This is a genomic window from Micromonospora sp. ZG13 (assembly GCF_059359355.1).
The window spans coordinates 60,371-84,715 of record NZ_JCADBQ010000002.1 but is presented as its reverse complement, the minus strand read 5'-3'; the positions used below and the strand labels follow the sequence as shown (position 1 = coordinate 84,715).

18 protein-coding genes, 1 tRNA gene and 1 pseudogene are annotated in these 24,345 nt (G+C 74.1%); 15 read left to right on the top strand and 5 right to left on the bottom strand.

The genetic code is table 11. From position 1 onward, the window contains the following. Nucleotides 1-79 precede the first annotated feature (79 nt). Nucleotides 80-2,452 (bottom strand): annotated as a pseudogene (locus AC5L34_RS04275) (DEAD/DEAH box helicase); the annotation flags it as partial. A 142-nt stretch (nucleotides 2,453-2,594) separates the two neighbouring features. Between AC5L34_RS04275 and AC5L34_RS04270 the strand changes: the two are divergent. The 6 genes from AC5L34_RS04270 (at nucleotide 2,595) to topA (ending at nucleotide 10,595) form a co-directional block, all read left to right on the top strand. Further along, entirely contained in the window at nucleotides 2,595-2,951 is a 357-nt protein-coding gene (locus AC5L34_RS04270; RefSeq protein WP_089002397.1) for an STAS domain-containing protein, read from the top strand. Further along, a complete protein-coding gene (locus AC5L34_RS04265; protein WP_089002396.1) occupies nucleotides 2,951-3,385 on the top strand; it encodes an ATP-binding protein in 435 nt (144 codons plus the stop codon). The genes AC5L34_RS04270 and AC5L34_RS04265 overlap by 1 nt, the downstream gene beginning before the upstream one ends. 343 nt (nucleotides 3,386-3,728) lie before the next feature. Next, nucleotides 3,729-6,083: a sodium-translocating pyrophosphatase gene (locus AC5L34_RS04260; RefSeq protein WP_441173509.1), complete on the top strand. Its 2,355-nt coding sequence runs from the start codon at nucleotides 3,729-3,731 to the stop codon at nucleotides 6,081-6,083. A gap of 112 nt (nucleotides 6,084-6,195) precedes the next feature. Beyond that, nucleotides 6,196-6,738: a hypothetical protein gene (locus tag AC5L34_RS04255; RefSeq protein ID WP_441173508.1), complete on the top strand. Its 543-nt coding sequence runs from the start codon at nucleotides 6,196-6,198 to the stop codon at nucleotides 6,736-6,738. Beyond that, nucleotides 6,729-7,436, top strand: a complete 708-nt coding sequence (locus AC5L34_RS04250) for a hypothetical protein (protein WP_441173507.1) — start codon at nucleotides 6,729-6,731, stop codon at nucleotides 7,434-7,436. The genes AC5L34_RS04255 and AC5L34_RS04250 overlap by 10 nt, the downstream gene beginning before the upstream one ends. 318 nt (nucleotides 7,437-7,754) lie before the next feature. Further along, nucleotides 7,755-10,595, top strand: a complete 2,841-nt coding sequence (topA, locus tag AC5L34_RS04245) for a type I DNA topoisomerase (RefSeq protein ID WP_441173506.1) — start codon at nucleotides 7,755-7,757, stop codon at nucleotides 10,593-10,595. Between the two features lie 106 nt (nucleotides 10,596-10,701). Here topA and AC5L34_RS04240 read toward each other — a convergent pair whose 3' ends face one another. After that, on the bottom strand, nucleotides 10,702-11,670 hold the full coding sequence (locus tag AC5L34_RS04240; protein WP_441173505.1) for a DUF559 domain-containing protein: 969 nt from the start codon (nucleotides 11,668-11,670) through the stop codon (nucleotides 10,702-10,704). 143 nt (nucleotides 11,671-11,813) lie between these two features. Beyond that, nucleotides 11,814-13,130, bottom strand: coding sequence for a D-arabinono-1,4-lactone oxidase (locus AC5L34_RS04235; RefSeq protein ID WP_441173504.1), 1,317 nt, complete (start codon nucleotides 13,128-13,130; stop codon nucleotides 11,814-11,816). Nucleotides 13,131-13,352: 222 nt separating this feature from the next. Here AC5L34_RS04235 and AC5L34_RS04230 point away from each other — a divergent pair, with 222 nt between their 5' ends. Then, nucleotides 13,353-13,925: a TetR/AcrR family transcriptional regulator gene (locus AC5L34_RS04230; protein ID WP_101413816.1), complete on the top strand. Its 573-nt coding sequence runs from the start codon at nucleotides 13,353-13,355 to the stop codon at nucleotides 13,923-13,925. A gap of 73 nt (nucleotides 13,926-13,998) precedes the next feature. On the opposite strand, the gene AC5L34_RS04225 is transcribed toward AC5L34_RS04230, so the two are convergent. Next, nucleotides 13,999-15,207 (bottom strand): alanine racemase, encoded by a 1,209-nt coding sequence (locus tag AC5L34_RS04225; protein ID WP_441173503.1) that lies wholly within the window; start codon nucleotides 15,205-15,207, stop codon nucleotides 13,999-14,001. 148 nt (nucleotides 15,208-15,355) lie between these two features. Here AC5L34_RS04225 and tmk point away from each other — a divergent pair, with 148 nt between their 5' ends. From tmk to AC5L34_RS04195, 6 genes are all read left to right on the top strand, one after another. After that, nucleotides 15,356-17,635, top strand: coding sequence for a dTMP kinase (tmk, locus tag AC5L34_RS04220; RefSeq protein ID WP_441174059.1), 2,280 nt, complete (start codon nucleotides 15,356-15,358; stop codon nucleotides 17,633-17,635). Further along, nucleotides 17,635-18,933, top strand: coding sequence for a DNA polymerase III subunit delta' (locus AC5L34_RS04215; protein ID WP_441173502.1), 1,299 nt, complete (start codon nucleotides 17,635-17,637; stop codon nucleotides 18,931-18,933). Before tmk ends, AC5L34_RS04215 begins: the two co-directional genes overlap by 1 nt. Before the next feature lie 162 nt (nucleotides 18,934-19,095). Continuing rightward, the gene (locus AC5L34_RS04210) at nucleotides 19,096-19,425 is read left to right on the top strand and encodes a YbaB/EbfC family nucleoid-associated protein (protein ID WP_101413819.1); all 330 of its coding nucleotides are present in this window, start codon (nucleotides 19,096-19,098) and stop codon (nucleotides 19,423-19,425) included. Between the two features lies 1 nt (nucleotide 19,426). Next, on the top strand, nucleotides 19,427-19,732 hold the full coding sequence (locus AC5L34_RS04205) for a hypothetical protein (RefSeq protein ID WP_441173501.1): 306 nt from the start codon (nucleotides 19,427-19,429) through the stop codon (nucleotides 19,730-19,732). Further along, nucleotides 19,732-20,409: a hypothetical protein gene (locus AC5L34_RS04200; RefSeq protein WP_101415370.1), complete on the top strand. Its 678-nt coding sequence runs from the start codon at nucleotides 19,732-19,734 to the stop codon at nucleotides 20,407-20,409. The genes AC5L34_RS04205 and AC5L34_RS04200 overlap by 1 nt, the downstream gene beginning before the upstream one ends. 180 nt (nucleotides 20,410-20,589) lie before the next feature. Next, the gene (locus AC5L34_RS04195; protein ID WP_441173500.1) at nucleotides 20,590-21,450 is read left to right on the top strand and encodes a PSP1 domain-containing protein; all 861 of its coding nucleotides are present in this window, start codon (nucleotides 20,590-20,592) and stop codon (nucleotides 21,448-21,450) included. A 101-nt stretch (nucleotides 21,451-21,551) separates the two neighbouring features. Here AC5L34_RS04195 and AC5L34_RS04190 read toward each other — a convergent pair whose 3' ends face one another. Continuing rightward, nucleotides 21,552-23,285 carry a metallophosphoesterase family protein gene (locus AC5L34_RS04190; protein WP_494824181.1) on the bottom strand — a complete coding sequence of 578 codons (1,734 nt, stop codon included), beginning with the start codon at nucleotides 23,283-23,285 and terminating at the stop codon, nucleotides 21,552-21,554. A 149-nt stretch (nucleotides 23,286-23,434) separates the two neighbouring features. Between AC5L34_RS04190 and AC5L34_RS04185 the strand changes: the two genes are divergently transcribed. After that, nucleotides 23,435-23,508, top strand: a tRNA-Thr gene (locus AC5L34_RS04185). Nucleotides 23,509-23,904: 396 nt separating this feature from the next. After that, on the top strand, nucleotides 23,905-24,282 hold the full coding sequence (locus AC5L34_RS04180) for a hypothetical protein (protein WP_441173499.1): 378 nt from the start codon (nucleotides 23,905-23,907) through the stop codon (nucleotides 24,280-24,282). Nucleotides 24,283-24,345 lie beyond the last annotated feature (63 nt).

Here is a 24,345-nt window from a genome sequence, read left to right as displayed (position 1 = left end):
CGTCGTCGTCCGGAGCGGCGCGTCCCGCCGGAACCGGAGGGTCGCCCGGCCGGCCCTCGGACGGGCCGGGGGCCGGTACGCCGTCGGGCAGGTTGGCGAGCACCACGTCCAGCACCCGGACGGCGTCCGGCTTGGAGAGCGGGTTGTTGCCGTTGCCGCACTTCGGGGACTGCACGCAGGACGGGCAGCCCGCCTCGCAGCCACACTCCGCGATCGCGTCCCGGGTGGCGCGCAGCCAGGCCGCCGCCGTCCCGTACGCGCGCTCGGCGAAGCCTGCCCCACCCGGGTGCCCGTCGTAGACGAAGACGGTCGGGGCCTCGGTGTCCGGGTGCACCGCCGTGGAGAGCCCGCCGATGTCCCAGCGGTCGCAGGTCGCGGTTAGCGGCAGCAGGCCGATCGCGGCGTGCTCGGCGGCGTGCAGCGCGCCCGGTACGTCGGCGGGTTCCACGCCGGCAGCCGTCAGCGACTGCGGCGACAGGGTGAACCAGACCGCGACGGTACGCAGCTCCCGGGCCGGCAGGTCCAGCGGACGGGTGTCGATGACCTCGCCGGTGGCGATCCGCCGCCGCTGGTACGACACCACCTGGCTGGTCACGTCGACCTCGCCGAGGAAGAGCCCGACGGGACCGGCGTCCACGTACGAGCGCACGCTCACCACCGACAGCGAGGTGACGTCGCGGGCGTGGGTGGACCAGTCGGGCTCCTCGGGGTGCACCAGCGCGCAGCCGTCGGCCAGGTCGAGCGAGTCGACCACGTACGAGACGCCCTGGTGCAGGTAGACCGCGCCGGGGTGGAGCAGGAAGTGCGAGGAGCCGCCGTCGACGGTGCCGAGCAGCCGCCCGGTCGCCGCCTCGACCACGCAGACCGGCGCGCCGCCCTCGCCGCGCAGGTCCACCTCGGGCCGTTCCCGGTGCCGCCAGTACCAGCCGGTCGGCCGCTGCCGCAGCGCCCCGGCCGCCACCAGCTGGTCCACCGCCTCCTTCGCCCCGTCGCCGAAGAGTGCCAGGTCGTCGGGGGTCAGCGGCGCCTCGGCCGCCGCGCAGGCGAGCTGCGGGGCCAGCACGTACGGGTTGGCCGGGTCGAGCACGGTGGCCTCCACCGGGCGCCCGAAGACCGCCTCGGGGTGGTGCACGAGGTAGGTGTCGAGCGGATCGTCCCGGGCGACCAGCACGGCGAGGGCCTCCTGCCCGGAGCGCCCCGCCCGGCCGGCCTGCTGCCACAGCGAGGCGCGGGTGCCCGGGTACCCGCAGATGAGCACCGCGTCGAGGCCCACCAGGTCGACGCCCAGCTCCAGCGCGTTGGTCGAGGCCAGGCCGAGCAGGTCGCCGTGCAGCAGCGCGCGTTCCAGTTCGCGCCGCTCCTCGCGCAGGTAGCCGGCCCGGTAGGCGGCCACCCGGTCGCCGAGCCCCGGTACCGCCTCGTCGAGGGCGCGACGGGCGTTCGCCGCGACCACCTCGGCGCCGCGCCGGGAACGCACGAAGGCCAGCGTGCGTACGCCCTCGGCGACCGCGTCGGCGAGCAGGTCGGCCGTCTCCCGCAGCGCCGAGCGGCGGACCTGGGTGAGGTCCGCCTGCTGGTCGGCGGCGGAGTCCTGCGGCAGCAGCGGCGGCTCCCAGAGCGCGAACGTCACCCCGCCGCGCGGTGAGGTGTCCTCGGTGACGGCGGTTACGGGCAGCCCGGTGAGCCGCCCGGCCGCCGTCGCCGGGTCGCCGGAGGTGGCCGAGGCCAGCACGAAGACGGGCGCGCCGCGCAGCCGCGCGCACTGCCGCCGCAACCGGCGCAGCACGTGCGCGACGTGCGAGCCGAAGACGCCGCGGTAGGTGTGGCACTCGTCGATCACGACGTACGTGAGCCGGCGCAGGAAGCCGGACCACTGGGCGTGCCCGGGCAGGATGCCGTGGTGCAGCATGTCCGGGTTGGTCAGCACGAACCGGGAGTGCTTCCGGATCCACTCCCGCTCGGCGCGCGGGGTGTCGCCGTCGTAGCAGGCCGGGCGTACGCCCTCCAGCTCCAGCGCGGCGACGGCGCGCAACTGGTCGGCGGCGAGCGCCTTCGTCGGCGCCAGGTAGAGCACGGTGGCCCGGGGGTCGCCGAGCAGGGTGGCCAGGGCGGGAAGCTGGTAGGCCAGGGACTTGCCGGACGCCGTGCCGGTGGCCACCACCACGTGCCGGCCGTCGTACGCCAGGGTGGCCGCCTCGGCCTGGTGCCGCCAGGGCGCGACCACGCCGCGGCGGGCGAACGCCGCGCGTAGCTCCTCGGGCGCCCAGTCCGGCCATCCGGCGGGCTCGCCGGCCCGTGCCGGCACCCGCTCGACGTGGGTGACCGGGTCGGCGCCGGTGCGGGCGCGCAGCCTGCCCAGCAGGTCGGCCGGCGTTCGCCCGAGCTCGCCACCTGCGGCTACGGTGGCGGCGGACGACGGCCCCGGGTTGCGGCGCGCCGGGTCGGAGGTCACGTCCTGCACTCTCGCACTGGTGTTCGGAGATGGAATACGGGGGGCCGGGGTATGGGGAGGCCTCCGCCGGTGAGCAGAGCCGGTCTCCGGCGGGGATGGTTAGATGCCCAGGAGAGTTTACGGCTCTTGCGAGGGAGGACCGATGGAGCTGTCGCTGACGACCCGCACCGTGGGCGAGCACACGGTGCTCGAGGTCGGCGGTGAGGTGGACGTCTACACCGCGCCGCGGCTGCGGGAGCGGCTCCTCGAGCTGATCGACGGCGGGGCCCGCCACGTCGTGGTCGACCTGGGCCGGGTCGACTTCCTGGACTCCACCGGGCTGGGCGTGCTGGTCGGCGCGCTCAAGCGGCTGCGCGCGGCCGGCGGCTCGTTCGCGCTGGTCTGCGACAAGGAGCCGCTGCTCAAGATCTTCCGGATCACCGCGCTCGACCAGGTCTTCCCGCTGCATCCCACGGTCGACGCGGCGATCGGCGCCGGCCCGGCCGGCACCGGCGTCTGATGGCCACCGTCAAGCTCTCCTTCTCGCCGGCCCCGGTGCACGTACGCACCGCGCGCCTGGTCGGGGTGGCGGTCGCCCGGCGGGCCGGGGTCCGCGAGGAGCTGCTCGACGAGGTACGGCTGGCCATCGGCGAGGCGTGCACCCGCGCCGTCGCCCTGCACCGCCAGTACGGCGTGCCCGAGCCCGTGCTCGTGGAGATGTCCGACTCGGGGGTGTACGCGGTGCGCGTCGTCGACCGCGCGCCGATCGAGGCGGGTCTCGGCCTGGCCGCGCTGAACGCCGACCAGCTCGCCAACGAGTCGCTCAACGAGGACGACCTGACCACCGGCGTCGGCTTCGCCCTGCTGGCCGGTTTCGTCGAGGACCTCCAGGTCCGCCCGGTCGAGGAGGGCGTCGGCACCGAGGTGCGGATGGTCTGGCCCGTCGGCCGTTGAGCTGATCTTCCATTGCCCTCGCTGAGGGCGTCGTACGCCGTGAGAGGCCGTGTCCCACCGGGCGCGGCCTCTCTGGCATGGATGGGCTCCTATATCAGATTTTTCCTCATAACACAGCGACGAAGATCATCGGCCCGGGGTGCCCCCTCGGTGTGACCTCCAACACTGTGGAGGGCTACAGTACGCGGGTTGTCAGCAAGTGATCCATCCCGCAGCCAGCGGGAACGGTTGTTCATCGCTGGTCCGCCCGGGGTGGGGTGGCGCGCGCTTGCGACTCCGCATCCAGGCGCCGGGCGGTGCGTCTCCACCGTCCGGCGCGAGCGTTCGGTACAGGAGGACACAGATGTCCGACACCTTGGCCGCCGAGGGCGGCGGGATCTCCCTCACCGGAAACAACGTCACGTACGTCGTCATCGCCGCGGTCATCGCGCTGGTGGCGCTCGCCTTCGCCGGCGCGCTGACGAAGGCCGTGCTGGCCGCCGGCAAGGGCACCAACAAAATGCAGGAGATCTCCGGCGCGGTCCAGGAGGGCGCCTCGGCCTATCTGCTGCGGCAGTTCCGGACCCTGGCGATCTTCGTGGTCGTCGCCGTGGTGCTGCTCTTCCTGCTGCCGGTGCACGACACCGACGGCAGCGAGACGGCGGTGAAGATCGGCCGGTCCGTATTCTTCGTCGTGGGCGCGCTGTTCAGCGCGTTCATCGGCGGCGCGGGCATGTGGCTGGCCACCCGGGCCAACCTGCGGGTGGCCGCCGCCGCCCGGGAGCGCGAGGGCGGCCGGGAGGCCGCGATGAAGATCGCCTTCCGTACGGGTGGCGTGGTCGGCTTCCTCACCGTCGGCCTCGGCCTCTTCGGCGCCGCGCTGGTCGTGCTGTTCTACCGCAGCGACGCGCCGACCGTGCTGGAGGGCTTCGGCTTCGGCGCCGCGCTGCTCGCCATGTTCATGCGGGTCGGCGGCGGCATCTTCACCAAGGCCGCCGACGTCGGCGCCGACCTGGTCGGCAAGGTCGAGCAGGGCATCCCCGAGGACGACCCGCGCAACGCCGCGACCATCGCCGACAACGTGGGCGACAACGTGGGTGACTGCGCCGGCATGGCCGCCGACCTCTTCGAGTCGTACGCGGTCACCCTGGTCGCCGCGCTGATCCTCGGCCGCGCCGCGTTCGGCGAGCAGGGCCTGGTCTTTCCGCTGATCGTCTCCACCATCGGCGTGCTCATCGCGATCGTCGGCGTCTTCATCACCCGGCTGCGCGCCTCCGACCGCAACGGCCTGACCGCGATCAACCGGGCCTTCTACATCTCGGCGGTGCTCTCCGCGGTGCTCGTGGCGATCGCCACGTGGGCGTACCTGCCGGCCACCTTCGCCGAGCTGGAGGGCGGGCTGACCGACGTCAGCGAGAACCCGCGGGTGGTCGCCATCGGCGCGGTCGTCATCGGCATCGTGCTGGCGGCGGCGATCCAGGCGCTGACCGGCTACTTCACCGAGACCAACCGGCGCCCGGTGCAGGACATCGGCAAGAGCTCGCAGACCGGCGCCGCCACCGTCATCCTCGCCGGCATCAGCGTCGGCCTGGAGTCGGCGGTCTACTCGGCGCTGCTGATCGGCGCCGGCGTGTTCGGCGCGTTCCTGCTCGGCGGCAGCTCCATCACGCTCTCGCTGTTCGCCGTGGCGCTGGCCGGCACCGGCCTGCTCACCACGGTCGGCGTGATCGTCGCGATGGACACCTTCGGCCCGATCTCCGACAACGCCCAGGGCGTGGCGGAGATGTCCGGCGACATCGACGAGCACGGCGCCCGGACGCTCACCGAGCTGGACGCGGTCGGCAACACCACCAAGGCGATCACCAAGGGCATCGCGATCGCCACGGCGGTGCTCGCCGCGACGGCGCTGTTCGGCTCGTACACCGACACGCTGAGCAGCGCGTACTCCGACGCGGGGGTGGGCGACGTCGGCGCCGAGATCCTCAACTCGCTGAACGTGGCGAACCCGCGCAACCTGGTCGGCCTGATCATCGGCGCCGCGGTGGTGTTCCTCTTCTCCGGCCTGGCCATCAACGCGGTCTCCCGCTCGGCCGGCGCGGTCGTGATGGAGGTACGCCGCCAGTTCCGCGAACTGCCCGGCATCATGGACGGCACCCAGCGCCCCGAGTACGGCAAGGTCGTCGACATCTGCACCCGGGACGCGCAGCGCGAGCTGATCACCCCCGGGCTGCTCGCCATCCTCGCGCCGATCGCGGTGGGCTTCGGCCTCGGGCCGGGCGCGCTGGCGGCGTACCTGGCCGGTGCGATCGGCGCCGGCACGCTGATGGCGGTCTTCCTGTCCAACTCCGGCGGCGCCTGGGACAACGCCAAGAAGCTCGTCGAGGACGGCGCGTACGGCGGCAAGGGCTCCGAGGCGCACGCCGCCACGGTCATCGGCGACACCGTCGGCGACCCGTTCAAGGACACCGCCGGTCCGGCGATCAACCCGCTGATCAAGGTGATGAACCTGGTCTCGCTGCTGATCGCGCCGGCCGTGGTGGCCTGGAGCGTGGGCGACGAGCGGAACACCGCCCTGCGGGTGGGGATCGCCGTGGTGGCGACGCTGATCATCGTCGCGGCGGTGGTGTTCAGCAAGCGCAAGGGCGTGGCGATGTCCGACTCCGACTCCGGCTCGGGCGCGGGCAGCACCGGCCAGCGGCCGGAGACGGTCAACGCCTGATCCGTCCGGTGTCCCGGTCCCCGGTCGGCCCGCGTGGCCGGCCGGGGACCGCCCGTCCGCCCGGCAAACCTGTCCGGTGCCGGGACTCGACAGAGGCCGTACGCTGCAACGCATGCGCACGTGCCGGGCGGCAGCCGCCGGAAAGCTCACGGTGGTCCTGGCCACGCTCGTACTCGTGCTCGCCGGCTGCGGCGGCGGCCCCAGCCCGCGGGCGTGGGCGGCGTCAGTCTGCTCCGCGCTCACCCCGTGGCGGGCCGAGATCAGCAAGCTGACCAGCAGCACCGACCAGCAGATGACCGCCCAGACCACCCCGGCGCAGGCGAAGGAGAACCTGGTGCGGCTCTTCGGGGGCGCCGAGCAGGCCAGCGAGACCGCCCGACGCAAGGTCGAGGAGGCCGGCGTCCCGGAGGCCGAGCAGGGCGAGGAGGTCTCCGCCGGCTTCCGCACGTCGCTGGCCAAGATGCGCGACGCGTACGGCAGGGCCCGCGACACCATCGACGGGCTCGGCACCGGCCAGCCCACCGCCTTCTACGACGGCGTCCGCGCCGCCGTGGACACCCTGAACAAGGAGTACGACGCCAGCGCGCTCGACACCAGCCGGCTCAACTCCGAGGAGTTGAAACGCGCCTTCGACGAGGTGCCGGAGTGTCGCTGAGCGGGACCGGTGACCCGGCGGGCGGCGAGGCGCTGCCCGTGCTCTTCCCGGCCCCCGCGGACCGGGTCGCGCCGGCCGCCCGCCGTACCGCACCCCCGCCGGCCGACGTCGACGACTCCGCCCGGCAGCTGACCTTCTTCGGCGCGGAGGCGGCGGACCCGTCCCTCGCCGACCTCGCCGGGCTGCTGGCCGGCCCGGGCGAGGTGGTCCGGATGGGCGGCACGGCCCGGCTCTCGGTCGTGGTCGACGCCGCCTGGCGGGTGCATGTGCTCGTCGCCGAGCTGGCGCTGCGCGGGGTGGCGGCCACCTGGGAGGCGACCGCCGACGGCCGGCACGCGGTGCGCACCTCGTACGCGCGCACGCTCAAGCCGCTCGCGGTGGCCTGGCTGCGCGGCACCGGCAAGCGACCGCCCGCCGGCTTCCACCTCAACGGGCGGCGGCTGCGGATCTGGCTCGCCGCGGCCGGGGCCGCCGAGCCGTCCGGCTTCCTGCTCGGGCTCGGCGCCGACGACGAGGAGTGCTGGGGGCCGGTCGGCGGGGCGCTCGACGCGGTCGGCCTCTCCGGGGCGCTGCTCGGGCCCGGCGAGGGCGGGCCGGCGTACCGGATCACCGGCCGCCGGCGGCTCGCCCGCCTGGCGGAGCTGGTCGGCGACCCGCCGCCCGCCGCCCCCGCGACGGCCTGGCCGGCCCGTTCCTGACGGCCCACGGGCCTGTCCGATGCGGGACAGCAAGTGCGCAATTTCGCAGAAAACGGCCGGGTGACGCCTCGGCCGAGGGTCCGCCATCGTCACAGTGTCCCGCCCGACGGCACACGCACGGTGTACGGTGGCGCCGTCCGGCACACCCAGCCGCCGGTGGATCGAAGAGGCCGCCCCAGGGGACGGTTTGCCGCCCGCGAAACCCGAAACGCGGGCGGCGCGTTACGTTGGACATCCGGACCGCCGGGGGTCGGCGGGCCGAAAGCGGCCGGAACCGGGCGCCGGTGGCTACGAGCAGGAGTGAGGTCGGGGAGAGACGTGCCGAGCAAAGCTGGAACCACCCGTCTGGTCATCGTCGAGTCACCGGCGAAGGCCAAGACGATCTCGGGCTATCTCGGCCCGGGGTACGTCGTGGAGGCCAGCTTCGGCCACGTCCGGGACCTCCCGCGCAACGCCGCCGACGTGCCGGCGAAGTACAAGGGCGAGCCCTGGGCCCGCCTCGGGGTGGACGTCGACAACGGCTTCCACGCCCTCTACGTGGTCTCCGCCGACCGCAGGCAGCAGATCAGCAAGCTGGTGAAGCTCGCCAAGGAGGTCGACGAGATCTTCCTGGCGACGGATGAGGACCGCGAGGGCGAGGCGATCGCCTGGCACCTGGTGGAGACCCTCAAGCCCAAGGTGCCGGTCAAGCGGATGGTCTTCCACGAGATCACCAAGCCGGCCATCCAGGCCGCGGTGGCCAACCCCCGCGAGATCGACCGGGACCTGGTCGACGCCCAGGAGGCCCGGCGCATCCTCGACCGCCTCTACGGCTACGAGGTCTCGCCCGTGCTGTGGAAGAAGGTCATGCCGAAGCTCTCGGCGGGCCGGGTGCAGTCCGTGGCGACCCGGATCGTGGTGGAGCGCGAGCGGCAGCGGATGGCCTTCCGCACGGCGGAATACTGGGACATCCTGGCCACGCTGGCCGTCGCGAACGCCGGCGAGGGGCCGCGCACCTTCAACGCCACCCTGGTCGCGCTGAACGGCGACCGGATCGCCACCGGCAAGGACTTCGAGCCGACCACCGGCCGGGTGAAGGCCGGCGCCGGCGTCGTGCACCTCGACTCCGGCGGCGCCCGGGGGCTCGCGGCCCGCCTGGAGGGCCGGCCCTTCACGGTCACCCGGGTCGAGGAGAAGCCCTACCGCCGCCGCCCGTACGCGCCGTTCATCACCTCCACCCTCCAGCAGGAGGCGGCCCGCAAGCTGCGGTTCTCGTCGCAGCAGACGATGCGCACCGCGCAGCGCCTCTACGAGAACGGCTACATCACCTACATGCGTACCGACTCGGTGAACCTGTCGGAGACCGCCATCGCGGCGGCCCGCCGGCAGATCGTCGAGCTGTACGGCGAGCGCAGCGTGCCGCCGGAGCCGCGCCGCTACACCGGCAAGGTGAAGAACGCGCAGGAGGCGCACGAGGCGATCCGCCCGGCGGGGGACAACTTCCGCACCCCGGGCGACGTGGCCAAGGAGCTGTCGGCCGAGGAGTTCAAGCTCTACGAGCTGATCTGGCGGCGCACCATCGCCTCGCAGATGACCGACGCCGTCGGCTCCAGCGTCTCGGTGCGCATCCGCGCCGTCTCCTCCGCGCAGGAGGAGGCCGACTTCGGCGCGACCGGCAAGACCATCACCGACCCGGGCTTCCTGCGGGCGTACGTCGAGTCCAGCGACGACGAGAACGCCGAGGCCGAGGACGCCGAGCGTCGCCTGCCCAACCTGGTCAAGGACCAGCCGCTCACCGCCGACGAGCTGGCCGCGCAGGGCCACCACACCCAGCCGCCGTCGCGCTACACGGAGGCGTCGCTGGTCAAGGCCCTGGAGGAGCTGGGCATCGGCCGCCCGTCGACGTACGCGTCGATCATGCAGACCATCCAGGACCGCGGCTACGTGACCAAGCGCGGCCAGGCGATGATCCCGACCTTCCTGGCGTTCGCGGTGATCGGCCTGCTGGAGCGGCACTACCCGCGCCTGATCGACTACGACTTCACCGCCAGCATGGAGAACGAGCTGGACGAGATCGCCGGCGGCGACCACGCCGCCGTCGACTTCCTCACCGCGTTCTACTTCGGCAGCGCCAACGGCGCCGGCGACCAGGACATCGCCCGCTCGGGCGGGCTGAAGAAGCTGGTCACCGAGAACCTCAACGAGATCGACGCGCGTAGCGTCAACTCGATCCCGCTCTTCACCGACGACGAGGGCCGCGAGGTCGTCGTGCGGGTGGGCCGCTACGGGCCGTACCTCCAGCGGGCGGTGCCGGGCGAGCAGCAGGCGCCGGCCGCCGAGGGCGAGGAGGGCGGCGGCCAGGGCGACCGGGCGCCGATCCCCGAGGGGCTGGCGCCCGACGAGCTGACCCCCGAGAAGGTGCACGAGCTGTTCCTCGGCGGCGGGGGCGAGCGCAAGCTCGGCGACGACCCGGCCACCGGCGAGCCGATCCTGCTCAAGTCGGGCCGCTTCGGCCCCTACGTGGCCAGCGGCGAGCGCAAGTCGTCGCTGCTGCGTTCGCAGTCGCCGGACTCGCTGACCTTCGACGAGGCGCTGAAGCTGCTCAGCCTGCCCCGGGTGGTCGGGGTGGCCCCGGACGGCGCCGAGGTGCTCGCCAACAACGGCCGCTACGGCCCGTACGTCAAGCGCGGCGACGAGTTCCGCTCGCTGGACTCCGAAGAGAAGATGTTCACCGTCACGCTGGACGAGGCGCTGGCCCTGCTGGCCGCCCCGAAGACCCGCCAGCGTCGGGCCGCCGCGCCGCCCCTGCGGGAGATGGGCGTCGACCCGCTGACGGAGAAGCCGCTGGTCATCAAGGACGGCCGCTTCGGCCCGTACGTGACCGACGGCGAGACCAACGCGTCGCTGCGGCGCGGCCAGACCCCGGAGGCGCTGAGCATCGAGGAGGCCTCCGAGATGCTCGCCGAGAAGCGGGCGAAGGGGCCGGTGCCGAAGAAGACCGCCGCGAAGAAGGCGCCCGCGAAGAAGGCGCCGGCCAAGAAGGCCACGGCGGCGAAGAAGACGGCCGCGGCGACCAAGTCGACGGTCGCGAAGAAGACCACGACGGCCAAGGCCACCACGGCCAGGAAGGCCCCGGCGAAGAAGGCGGCCCCCAGAAAGGCCACCACCAGCCCCGACTGAGCGACCACCGCTCGTCGGCAACTGCTGCCGCAAGAGATCTTGGTACGACCGCGCCCCTCGGAGGGCGTGTTCGTACCAAGATCCGGCGCAGCTTGCCGGCGCCGGGTCAGGGCGAGCCCGTCCAACCGGCGGCTCGCAGGGCTGCTCTGACCTGGGCGAGGACCGTTCGAGGGTCGTTGCGTACCGCCCAGGCGGGGAAACGGAGCACCCGGTCGCCGTCGACCCACAGGTCGTTCTGCCGGCGCATGTCCGCCCACGCGGTGGCGGGGTCGAGGTGCTGCCCGCCGTCGATCTCCACGTGCACCCGCCACCGCCCGAACCACACGTCGAGATAGCGGCGACGCCCGTCGGCGTCGCGTCGAACGGCCTGTCGGGAAGGCTCAGGAAGCCCCGCTCGTCGCACCAGGTCGAGGAAGTCCAACTCGGCCAGGGAATGCGCGCCCCCGGCGGCGTCCTCGGCGGTCCGTCGGATCAGGCTTCGGCGCCGGACCCGGAGCATTCGGTTCAGCACCATGTGCAGGTCGTCGCCGCCGACGAGGCGCTGTTGGAAGCCTGCGGCGACGACCGCCCGAGCCTGCTCGTCAGTCGCCGCCCACTGCGCCGCGTCGACCAGTGACCGGGCAGGCATGGTGCGGGGCGGCTGCCCGACGTGCAGCACGTCCTCCTCGCCGAGCAGGGTGCTCCGGTGCAGGCGTACGCCGGGTGGCAGGGCGCGGCTCTGGTGCGGGGCCGGCAGGAGCACGTCGACGATCCGGCTCTCGTAGCCGCGTAGGCCCCAGGCATGGGCCGCCGTGAGCCCGCCGAGCACCGCGGCCGGCCCGGCGGCGAGCACGGCGATCCATCGATGCTGGGCGGGACCGACCGGACCGTTGTGGGCGACGAAGACGGCACGGTGCACCTGGCGCCAACGGTGGGTGGCGACCCGGTGCCGGATCGCCTTCGGCGACAGGTGGCACCGGGCCTGGTCCAGGCTGATCACGTCTTCCTGATGGAACAGCAACCAGGTCAGCTCGTCGGCGTCGTCACCCGGCAACGCCCGCCGCAGCCCCGCCAACGACCTCGAAGACCTCGCCACACCCGAACTCTGCCCACCCCGTACCGCCCGCGTCCGCCCCTGTGGACGGCGGACAGATCTTGGTACGCGCGCGCCCCCACAAGGGCCGTTTCGTACCAAGATCTCGCCGCTCGCCGCCGGCGAGCGGCGAGCGGCGGTGGGGGTCAGCCCAGGGTGCGGGTCAGGTGGGGGTTGGTGAAGAGGTGGTGTGGGTCGAGGCGGGCGCGCAGCGCCTGGAAGTCCGCCCAGCGGGGGTACGCCGGGGCGAGTGACTCCGCGTCGCGCCAGTGCAGCTTGCCCCAGTGGGGCCGGCCGCCGAGGCTCGCGGCGACCTGCTCGAAGGCCCGGAAGTACGGCTCGTACGGCATGCCGACGTACTGGTGGACGGCCACGTACGCGGATTCGCGCCCGTAGCCGTGGGAGAGCCAGATGTCGTCGGGGGCGGTGAAGCGCACCTCGACCGGGAAGAGCACCTTGAACGGCAGCCCGTCGACGATCCGCCGCAGCGCGTCGAGCGCCTCGCGGAGGGCGTCGCGCGGCAGCGCGTACTCCATCTCCACGAAGCGGACCCGGCGCGGGGTGCAGAAGACCTGGTCGGAGCGGCCGGTGTAGCGGCGCTCGGTGAGCGCGCGGGCGGAGACGGCGCTGATGCCGGGGGCGAGGGCCGGCACGGCGCGGCCGAGCCGGCAGGCCCCGGCGAAGACGGTGTTGGACAGGAACTCGTCGTCGAGCCAGCCGCGCCACCGGGGCAGCGGCCGGTCGTCGGCGGGCACCCGGTCGTTGGTCTTGACCTGCACCCGCTCGGTGTAGGGGAACCAGTAGAACTCGGCGTGGTCGTGCTCCCGCACCAGCGAGGGCAGTTCGTCGAGCACGGCGGCGAGCGGCGCGGGCCGTTCGTGGGCGAGGAGTACGAACGCGTCCACGCAGCGCAGGGTCACCTCGACGAGCACCCCGAGCGCGCCCAGCGAGACCCGGGCGGCGGCGAACACGTCGGGGTGTTCGTCGGCGGAGCAGCGCAGCACCTCGCCGGTGCCGGTGACGAGCGTGAGCGCCTCGACGAACGTCGACAGGCAGCCGTATCCGGCGCCGGTGCCGTGGGTGCCGGTGGAGATCGCCCCGGCGATCGTCTGGGCGTCGATGTCGCCGAGATTGGGCAGTGCCAGGCCGTGGGCGGCGAGCAGATCGTTGAGCGCGCGCAGGGTGATCCCGGCCGGTACGGTGACCAGTCGGCGATCGACGTCGACCCGTACCCCGGTGTCGAGGTCGGCCAGTTCCATCCGCCGCCCGTCGGTGACCGCGACGCCGGTGAAGGAGTGGCCGCTGCCCACCGCCCTGATCCGGGCTCCGGTCGTCGCGGCGGCGCGTACGGCGTCGGCCACGTCGGTGAGGGAGGTGGGGCGCAGGATGGCGGTGGCGGTTGCGCGTTGGTTGCCGGCCCAGTTGGACCAGCCTGCCAGGGTGGGCGGTGCGGTGCCGGCCATGCGCACTCCTCGACATGAACGTGAACTGACTTCATATCAGGAACGTTGTAGCAGGTAAATACCGCAATCGAGGTTTGCTCGTTGTACCGGTAGTCACGAACCCGTGACGTGCAGATATGTTCATCCGTCGAAGGGGGGTGGCGAGTGTCCACACCAGCCGCCACAGCCGGGCCGCTGCGCCGCGTACCGGTGCAGGGTCGAAGTGTCGCGCGGGTCCAGCGGATGCTGGACGCCTGCGCCGAACTCGTCGACGAGGTGGGGTACGAGGGACTGACCACGACCCTCCTCGCCGAGCGTGCCGAGGTGGCGATCGGGTCGGTCTACCAGTTCTTCCCGGACAAGCGGGCGATCGTGCAGGCGCTGACCCTGCGCACGATGGAGTCCTACCTCCAGCGGCTCGACGAGCGCTTCGCCTCCGACGACCTGACCCACTGGTGGGACGGGGTCGACGCGGGCATCGACGAGTACATCACGATGCACCGCACCGTTCCGGGATTCCGTACCCTGCACTTCGGCGACGTGGTCGACCTGCACCTGCTCGACGAGCAGCGGGACAACAACGGGGTGATCGCGGACCAGTTGGCCCGTGTGCTCGCCGAGCGATTCGGGCTGGACGTCCCCGATCTCCGGTTCCATCTCGAGATCGCCGTGGAGGCGGCCGACGCGCTGATCAAGCTGGCGTTCCGCCGGCTGCCCGAGGGCGACGACCGGGTGCTGGCCGAGGCCAAGGCGCTGATCCGGGAGTACCTGCACCGCCAGGTCGACGCGCCGGCCGACGCCGGCCAGCCCGGCTGAACCGGCCGCGCCGCCACCCGCCTGCGGGCTCCGTCCCGGGCGCGAGCGGTCCGGGACGCGCCGGGCCGGCGGATCAGAGGAAGGCGTGGCCCTCACCCCGGTAGGTGGGCACCGTGGCCACGACCGTGTCGCCGTCGACCAGGTGCAACTCGTTGACGTGCTCGCACAACTCGCCGGCCTTCGCGTGCCGGAACCAGACCCGGTCGCCGACCCGCAGGGCGCCGGCCGCCGTGCCGGCCAGCGGGGTCTGAACCTCGCCGGCCCCCTCGGTGCCGATCAACTTCAGGCCCTCCGGCAGCCACGGCCGGGGCAGCCGGCTGTCCTCGGCGGGGCCGGAGGCGATCCAGCCGCCGCCGAGCACGGTGGCGAGGCCGGGCCCCGGGCGGCGCACCACCGCGCAGGCGAAGGCCGCCGCCGGGGTGGGGCGCCAGGCGCGGTACGCGTCGAACAGCGTCGGCCCGTACAGGCCCGATCCCGCGGTGACCTCGGTGACCGCGGGATCGGCGCTGGTCGCGGCCACGCTGCCGGTGCCGCCGCCGTTGACGAACTCCAGGTCGGCGTGTTCGCGTACGGCGGCCACCGCCGCGCCCCGGCGGGCCAGCAACTCGCGGTACGACCCGCGCTGGGCCAGCCGGATCGCGGAGCCGAGCACCGCCCGCCCGGGCGGCGCGTCGCCGAGGCCGGCGATCTGTGCCTCGTACGCCATCAGCCCGACCAGCCGGAAGCCCGCGCGCGCCGCGACGGTGGCGGCGAGCGCGCCGGCCGCCCGGGCGCTGTGCACCGGTGAGCGGCGCACCCCGACGTGCACCCGCCCGCCCAGCGGTCGCCAGGAGGCGTCCAGGTCGAGGCAGACCCGCAGCTCGGGGCGGCGGCCGGGCGGGCACACGGCGTCGACGAGGTCGAGCTGGTCGGTGCCGTCGATCATCAGCGTGACGGCGGCGGCGAGCGCCGGGTCGGCGGCGAGCGCGGCGAGCGCCCCCCGGTCGACCGTGGGGTACGCCACCAGCGCGTCGTCGGTCACGCCGGTGCGGACCAGCCAGCTCGCCTCGGGCAGGGTGAAGGCCATCACGCCTGCCCAGCCGGGTCGCGCCAGCGCCCGGCCGATCAGGTCCCGGGCGCGGACCGACTTGCTGGCGATCCGGACCGGCTTGCCGGCGGCGCGGTCGGCCAGCGCGGCGGCGTTGCGGTCGAAGGCCGCGAGGTCGACGACGGCGTACGGCGGGTCGAGGTGCGCGGTCGCCCGGTCGAGGCGCTCACGAACTTTGTCGCTTTCGATGGCCACGTGTGCACGCTAACTGTCTGGGAGGAAATGCGAAACACCCTCGCTTCTGTCCGGGCTGCGGGCGGTGGTCGCGGCGGCCTAGGCTCGGCGAACAGGAGAATGTCGCGGCGGGGCGGGTCCCCGCCGGGTCTAGAGTGTTCCACCGGGACTGCCCAGCGATGGGCCGGCACGTGGAGGTACGGCCATCGAAAGCCAGTTCAACGGCGAGTCGCCCGGCGTGTCGCCGTCCCCGAACCCGCCCGGCGCCGCCGAGAAACCCGCTGCCGACCCGCCCGGCGCCGCCGAGAAGCCCGCTGCCGACCTGTCCGGCTACGCGGGCATCCGCTCGGTGCTGCGGATCACCCCGTTCCGCCGGCTCTGGATCGTGCTCGGCGCGGCCTCCTTCGGCGACTGGTTCGGCCTGCTCGCCACCAGCGTCTTCGCCGCCTCCCAGGTCGAGGGGAGCACCGCCAAGGGCGCCGCCTTCGGTGGCGTGATCGCCATCCGGCTGCTGCCGGCGCTGGTGCTCGGCCCGATCGCCGGCGTGCTGGCCGACCGCTTCGACCGGCGCTGGACGATGGTCATCTGCGACGTGCTGCGGTTCCTGCTCTTCGCCTCGATCCCGCTGGTCGCGCTGCTCGGCGCCTCCGGCGGGGCGGTGGTCGCCTGGGCGGCTGTCGCCACCTTCCTGATCGAGTCGCTCACGCTGCTGTGGATCCCGGCCAAGGAGGCCGCGGTCCCCAACCTGATCCCGCGCGCCCGGCTGGAGGCCGCCAACCAGCTCACGCTGATCACCACGTACGGCCTCACCCCGGTCCTCGCCGCGCTGATCCTCGCCGCGCTCGACGCGATCGTGCGGGGGGCCACCGGGGGCGCGGCGCCGGACTGGGCCGCGCCGGCCAATCTGGCGCTCTGGTTCAACGCGTTCTCCCGGCTGGCAACCGCGCTGGTGGTGGCGTACGGCATCAAGGAGATCAGCCAGGGGCAGGCCGCCGAGCGGGGCGGGGGCGAGCAGAGCATGCTGCGCCAGTTCAAGGAGGGCTGGCGCTACATCGGCCAGACCCCGCTGGTCCGCGGCCTGGTGCTCGGCATCTTCGGCGCGTTCGCCGGCGGCGGCATCGTGATCGGCACCGCCAAGTTCTTCGCCATCTCGCTCGGTGCCGGCGACGCCGCCTTCTACCTGCTCTTCGGCGCCATCTTCGTCGGCCTCGCGCTCGGCATCGGGCTCGGCCCGATGATCGTCAAGGACATGTCCCGGCGGCGCTGGTTCGGCATGAGCATCGTGCTGGCCAGCGCCTCGGTGATGGCCCTGGCCTTCGCCATCCACCTCTCCATGGCGATGGTCGGCGCGATCCTCGTCGGCGCGGGCGCCGGCATGGCCTTCCTCTCCGGCACCACCCTGCTCGGTGGCGAGATCGCCGACGAGGTACGCGGCCGGGTCTTCGCGGTGGTGCAGATCGGCACCCGGCTGGTGCTGATCCTCGCGATCGGCCTCAGCAGCCTGCTCGCCGGCGTCGGCGGCTCGCGCCGGCTGGAGCTGGCCGACCTGGGCGTGTCGATCTCGTCCACCCGACTGCTGCTGCTCGCCGCCGGTGCCGCCGGCATCTTCGCCGGGATCAGCGCGTTCGGGCAGATGGACGACAAGAAGGGCGTGCCCGTCCTGGCCGACCTCTGGGGCTCGATCCGGGGCCGCCCGCTGATGCCGGCCGAGCCGTTCGTCTCCGCCGGCCTCTTCGTGGTCTTCGAGGGCGGCGAGGGCGCCGGCAAGTCCACCCAGCTCGCCGCGCTCGCCGAGCGGCTGCGCGGGCAGGGGCGCGACGTGGTGGTGACCCGCGAGCCGGGGGCCACCGCCGTCGGCGAGCGGATCCGGTCGCTGCTGCTCGGCGCGCCCGGCTCCGACGGGCCGTCGCCGCGCGCCGAGGCGCTGCTCTACGCCGCCGACCGGGCGCACCACGTCGCCACCGTCGTCCGGCCGGCGCTCGTCCGGGGCGCGGTGGTGATCAGCGACCGGTACGTCGACTCGTCCCTGGCGTACCAGGGGGCGGGGCGCACGCTCCCCGTCGACGAGGTCTCCTGGCTCTCGTCCTGGGCCACCGGCGGGCTCAAGCCCGACCTGGTGGTGCTGCTGGACGTCGACCCGCGCACCGGCCTGGCCCGGGTGGCGGCCCGCGCCGAGGCGGCCGACCGCCTGGAGGCCGAGTCCGTCGCCTTCCACGAGCGGGTCCGGTACGCCTTCCTCGACCTCGCCGCCGCCGACCCGAAGCGCTACCTCGTGCTCGACGCATCCCGCCCGGTCGAGGAGACTGCCGGGCAGGTGGCCCGGCGGATCGAGGAGATGTTCGGCACCCCCGGCGGCATCGTGCACCCGCGCCCCGCGCACGGGCCGGACACCTCGGTGCAGCCGGAGTTATCCGAATCGGAGCTGGTACCGATGGAGCACCGGACCTGATGCCCGACGTCTTCGCCGACCTGGTCGGGCAGGACGAGGCGGTCGACACGCTGCGCCGCGCCGCCGCCGCGGCGTCCGCCGTGCTGCGCGCCGCCGCCGCGGCGTCCGCCGTGCTGCGCGCCGCCGCCGTCGTGCCCACGACCGACGCCGACGGGCCCGACGCGCTCGCCGAGGAGTCCGCCGACGCGCAGGCGGCGGTCGCCGTCGACGCGGGGGCGGGGATGACGCACGCCTGGATCTTCACCGGGCCGCCCGGGTCGGGCCGGTCGGTGGCGGCGCGGGCCTTCGCCGCCGCCCTCCAGTGCGCGTACGGCACCGGCTGCGGCGCGTGCCCCGGCTGCCACACCACGATGACGGGCACCCACGCCGACGTCCGGATGGTGGTGCCGGAGGGGCTCTCCATCGGCGTCAACGAGATGCGGGCGCTGGTGCTGCGCGCCGCCAGCACCCCGTCGGGCGGGCGCTGGCAGGTGGTGGTCATCGAGGACGCGGACCGGCTCACCGAGGCGGCCGGCAACGCGCTGCTCAAGGCCATCGAGGAGCCGCCGCCGCGGACGGTCTTCCTGCTCTGCGCCCCGTCCACCCACCCCGAGGACATCTCCGTGACCATCCGGTCGCGCTGCCGGGTCGTACCGCTGGGGCAGCCCTCGCCCGACGCGGTGGCCGAGGTGCTGGTCCGCCGCGACGGGGTCACGCCCGACGTGGCGCGGTGGGCGGCGGCGGCCGCGCAGGGGCACGTGGGGCGGGCCCGGCGGCTGGCCCGCGACCCGGAGGCGCGCAAGCGCCGGGAGGCCGTGCTCGCGGTGCCGCGCCGGCTGACCGGCGTGGGCGCCGCGTTCGACGCGGCGTCGGCACTGATCGAGGCGGCCGAGGCGGAGGCCGAGGCGTCCGTGGCGGAGGCAGACGCGGCCGAGCGGGCGGCGCTGGAGACCGCGCTCGGCGCCGGCGGCACCGGGCGGGGGGCGGCCGGCGCGATCCGGGGCGCCGCCGGGCAGCTGAAGGACCTGGAGAAGCGGCAGCGGTCCCGGGCCACCCGGGCGCAGCGGGACGCGCTGGACCGAGCGTTGGTCGACCTGGCCGGCTTCTACCGCGACGCGCTCACCATGGCGCTGCGCGCCCCCGTGGCGCCGGTGCACACCGACACCGCCGCGCTGGCCGGGGCGGGCGCCCAGAAATGGGACGCCGAGGGGACGCTGCGCCGCCTGGAGGCGGTGCTGGAGTGCCGGGCGGCGATCGAGGCCAACGTGAAGCCCCGCATCGCCGTCGAGGCGATGATGCTCTCGCTCTGGAAGGGCTGAGCCCGCCGGCCGCGCGGACGGTCCCGCGCGGATCGGGTCCCGCCAGCCGGACCGGCCGTCCACAGGCATCGACAGGCGCGATTGCTGTGCGGTACGGTCCGGTGTGCCGTGGTGACCGTGGCGGCACGCACAGTGATTCCCTGTTCCGGGAGGAGTCCGCCGATGCCGCGGGGGGAGATCGACGAGGCCTGGATCGAGGAGGCGGTGCGGCGCTACCGCCGGATCGAGTCCCTCCAGGCCGAGTTCGACCAGGCGGTGTCGACCGTCGAGGTCACCGTCCGATCGCCCGACGGGCTGGTCGAGGTGGTGGTCACCGCCGGCGGGCGGATCACCGACGTGCGCTTTCTCGGCCCGCTGCACTCCCGCAACCCGCGCGACGTCGCCGGTTCGGTGCAGGCGGCGGTCACGGCGGCGGCCGACGCGGCCCAGTGGGCCCGGGAGAAGCTGCACAACGAGACCTTCGCCGCCTACCGGCCGCTGGCGGGAGCCTGAGATGGACAGCCTGCGCGCCCTCGCCGCCCGGCTCGACGAGGCGAGCGAGACCATGACCACCGTCTCCCGCACGGTCACCGCAGGCGACCCGGCCCAGACCGCGTTCGGCGCCGACGCCACCGGCCGGCCCGGGGAGATCGGGCGGGCCCTGCACCGGCAGTGGACCGCCGCGACCGGCGACCGGGCCCGGGAGGCCCACGTCGCCGCCCAACGGCTGGCCGCCGTCGCGGCGGCGGTGCGGGCCGCCGCCGACCACTACGCCGACGTCGACCGCGCCGCGCGCTACCGGCTGACCGGGGAGGCGTGATGGACGCGCTGGACCGCCTCGCCGAGCCCGGCCTCGACCTGCTCCGCCGGGTCGACACGCTGCTCGCCGTCGGGGCGCCCGAGGGGCACCGCGTGTGGCCGCTGCTGCGCCGGATGCAGGTGCTTCCCGGCGAGGCCGTCCGGAACTTCCTCGACCTGCATCCGGCGCCGCTGGCCACCGCCGGCCACACCGCCCGCCGCCTGGTGCGGGGCTACGACGAGGCCTCCGCCGCGCTGACCGACCCGGTCCTCTGGTCCGGTCCGGCCGCGTCGTCGTACGGGCAGGCCCGGGCGGCCCTGCTGCGCCACCTCGACGAGGGGCCGGAGAGCCTGGTCGGCCGCCTGGAGTCGACGGCCGGCTACGCCGACGCGCTCGCCGACTGGGTGGAGGGCAGCCGGCTCGCACTGGCCCGGGCGCTGGCCGACGTCCTGCGCTGCGCCGAGGCGGTGACCGTGGTCGCCGCGACGTCGGTGCCGACCCGCGCGCCGGGGGCGGCGGGGCCGGGCGGGACGGAGGCCGCCGAGATCGCCGCGCGGGTGCTGGCGGTGCTCTGCGTCGCGTACGACGGGGCCGAGACCCTGCTGCGTCAGTGGGCGCCGAGCCTCGCCGAGTCCCGCTGGCGCGAGCCGGTCGCCGAACGCCCCCGCTACGACACCCCGACCCGCGTCGGCTGGTGACGCCCCGCTGCCGGCGTGCTCGCCAGGCAGCGCGTCCGCGCGCCGGGCCGGGGTGCCGGTTGCGCCGGCACGACGCGCGCCGCACCGCGCCGATTCGGCGGTCGTGGATGGCTGCGCACCGTAGTCGGGCCGCGACGGCCGGCCGGGCAGCCCCGGCCCGCGCGTCGTAGGGTGTCAGACATGGGCATGCTCTGCGCGGTCAGCTTCCAGCGGTACGGGCGCCTCTACTACCTGGACCCGGGCGAGCTGCGGCCACAGGTCGGCGACAAGGTGCTGGTGCCGACCGACGACGGGCCGGAGGTGGCCGAGTGCGTCTGGGCGGCGCAGTGGGTCACCGAGGAGACCGACGGCTTTCCCCGGCTGGCCGGCCTGGCCGGTGAGGACGACCTGCGCCGCGACGAGACGGTGCGCCGCCGCAAGGCCGAGGCCAAGGTCGCGGCGAAGCGGCTGATCCGTGAGCACACCCTGCCGATGAAGGTGGTCGCGATCGACCACGTCCTCGGGGCCGCCGAGGGCGGCGGCGAGCGGAGCACCATCTATTTTACGGCCCCGCACCGGGTGGACTTCCGCGCGCTGGTGCGGGACCTCGGCGCGACCCTGCACTGCCGGGTCGAGCTGCGCCAGCTCTCCGCCCGGGACTCGGCGCGGGTGCAGGGCGGCATCGGCTCCTGCGGCCGGGACCTCTGCTGCGCCACCTTCCTCACCGACTTCGAGCCGGTCACCATCCGGATGGCGAAGGACCAGGACCTGCCGCTCAACCCGCTGCGCATCTCCGGCGCGTGCGGCCGGCTCATGTGCTGCCTCAAGTACGAACATCCCCTGTACGCCAAGTTCCAGGAGTCCGCCCCGGCGGTCGGCGCCCGCGTCACCACGCCGGAGGGGGACGGCCGCGTGGTCGGCCACAGCGTCCCGAGAGACGCCGTGACCGTCCGCCTGGACGCCGACGGCTCGCGCTCCATGTGCTCCCGCGCCGACGTCTGCGGTTCCCGCCGCGCCTACGAAGGCCGTGACCAGACAGGTCCGGCGGGTGCGGCGCGATGACCGACGTACGTCGGCGCCGACGGCGGTGATCGCGCCCCGCCCATGGCAGTCGAGTGCCGGCGCGGCAGGGCGACGGCCGGGTCGGGCCGCGGCGTTCCCCGTCAGGTGAGGGTGGTGGGCGGCTCGGCCAGGCGGGGGCGCAGCGGCTGCCCCGGGGCCAGCCAGGAAGCCTCGGCAGACTGGTCCGGGTTGACCTGCCAGTCGCGGGCGACCCGGTCGACGGCGATGGGGTAGATCGTCAGGCTGCCGTCGGGGTCGATGCGCAGCCGCAGGAACGCCTTCGCGTCCTCGATGCCCTGCCCCGCGAAGAGCTCGTTGACGTTCACCCCGAACGCGCCCGCCACCAGCAGGTACGCGGCCACCACCTGGCTCGACACCAGCCCGATCACCGGACCGTAGAGCACCGCCGCGGCGACGGCCGGCAGCGGCCACGGCCAGTCGTAGAAGGGCAGGGACAGCCAGGCCCAGGTGCCGACGGTGCCCAGCCCGATCTGGGCCAGGCCGTGGCCCACGCCGAGGATCCAGTGCCGGGCGTGCCGCTTGCCGCCGGAGCTGGGCGGCTTGGCGAAGAACGCGGCGCCGAGCATCGTGACGATCAGCATCGCCATCAGCGGCACGCTGAACAGTCGCTGCTCGGTGCCCTCCGGGTTGCTCGCGACGCCGGCCATCGCCAGCATCAGCAGCGTGTGCAGGGTGCCCAGCAGCGTGGTGAAGCCCGGGTTGCGCATCGGCAGGCGGGGGAAGATGCCCCAGGCGTACCGCCGGGAGCGGGCGGCGTCCGGGTAGCGGCCGGCCAACTCGTACGGGTGGGAGGCACTGGCCCGCCGGGCGAGGGTGTCGCGCGGCGGCACCTCGATGCGCTCCGGGAGCTTGTGTGTCGGGTAGAGGTACGCGCCGCCGCCCCCGCAGGTGATCAGCTGCCGGTCCGGGCCGGCGTACCGGGCGTAGTGGTGCAGGTCGCCGGAGATCAGCAGTCGCACCTGGGCGCCGGTGGGCGCGACGATCGTACGGATGAAGTAGTCGATCGAGTCGTACGCCGTGGGGTGGTCGACGGCCTTGACCCACGTCGGCGCCGGCACGGCCAGGATCACCCGGCTCTGCGGGCCCAGCCGCTCGGCGACCCGGTCGAAGTAGGTGAGCTGCGGATCGTCGAGGTACGAGCCGGACTGGTCGTCGAGGCCGAGCAGCCACCAGTCGGCGGGCAGTTCGACCGCGAAGTACGAGCGGGACTGGCCCGTGCCCCAGCCGCCGAAGTGCCGGTCCCGGGACCGGACGAAGAGCCGCAGGAAGGCGGTCAGGCCGTCGTACCAGTCGTGGTTGCCGGGAACCGCGAACAGCGTGGGCCGCTCGGGCGGGGTGACCGGCAGCGCGGCCTGGTAGGGCCCCTTGCACCGGTCCTCGTACGCCTCGAAGGCCGCCGACGGGTAGACCTGGTCGCCGCCCATCACCAGGGTCTGCGCGCGGGGCAGCCGGTGCCCGTCCACCTCCAGCTCGGGCTGGGCGATCAGGTACGCCACCGAGTAGGTGGCGTTGAAGCCGTCGCCCAGGTCGGCCACGTAGTCCAGCCAGAGGCCGCCGTCCGGCCCGACCTGCCGCGCGATGCCCGCGTCGAGCGAGTTCTGCAACTCCCGCTTGTCCAGGTACGCCCCGAAGAGCATCGCCAGCAGCGTACGGATGCCGGTGCTGATCAGCAGGAACGGCGCGAGCCACGGCACCGGCTTGCGTGGCGTGAAGCCCAGCTCCCGGGGGTCGATGCCGCGCGGCCGACGCGCCGCCCGCCCGCCGGCCGCCTCGCTCGCGTGCGCGCTCACCGCCGCGCCGTCCTGCGGATCCACGTCGGGGGCGCGATCGTCGTTCACCCGCCGCAGCGTAGTCCCGGGCGGCGGCGGTCGCTGTCCGGCGGACGACGGATCGGGGCCCGGATGTCCGGATGGGGATCCCGTTCGGCCGTGGGGCGGGGCGTGCCGTACACTTGACGATCGTTGCCGCCTTAGCTCAGTCGGCTAGAGCGACGCACTCGTAATGCGTAGGTCGACGGTTCGATTCCGTCAGGCGGCTCGGTGAAGAAGCCCAGGTCAACGACCTGGGCTTCTTCGATTTCACGGTCCAGGCCGAGCGAACCACGCACGGCCAGGATCGTGACGGTTGAACTCCCTACCCACTGCCCGCCCCGGGCGGTGCCGCGATGCATGATCGGGAGATGCGGATGCCGGTGACCCGAAAGGGCTGGCTCCTTGCCGCGGCAGGCTTCCTGATCTGGGCGCTCTCTCCGCTCCTGTGGGTGGCGGGAAAGCTCCCTCTCGACGTCAGCCTGTTCATCGGCTCGACCGCTCTGCTCCCGTGGATGGTCTACGTCGGGACCAGGAAGCGGGACACGGGTGGCCGTCAGTAGCGACGAGCCCCTGCCCGACCGGTCGTCCGGAACCTCGGCGCCGCGTGTCGTACGGTCGACGCATGACCGCACCCGATGACGTCCTGGCGGCCCTCCGCGACTTCGTGGCCCGCGTAGACGCGCTCGATCCGGCCGCCGCGCCGCAGGGTGAGCTGGTCGTCGGCCTGCGGGGCGTCGAGTCGCGGCTGGCGCTGAGCGCCCCGGTCGCCCGCGCCCTGGTGGAGGCGTTGCGGGCGTACCACGACCCGCGCGACCGGGGTCGCTGCGACCACTGCGGCGGCGGGCGACTCGACGACAACTTCCTGTGCGGAGACTGCGGCCGACCCAGCGGGCTGTTCGGCCAGTTGGTCTCCGAGCGGGCCGCCCGGCACACGCAGCAGGGCGCGGTCCCGGCGGCGCCCGTCGCGGGCGGCCGGCACGCCCGCGCCGACGGTCGCTGACCCGGGCGGGCCCGACCCGACCGCGCGATGCGGGCGGCGACCGGAGGCGGAGGCATGCGCCGT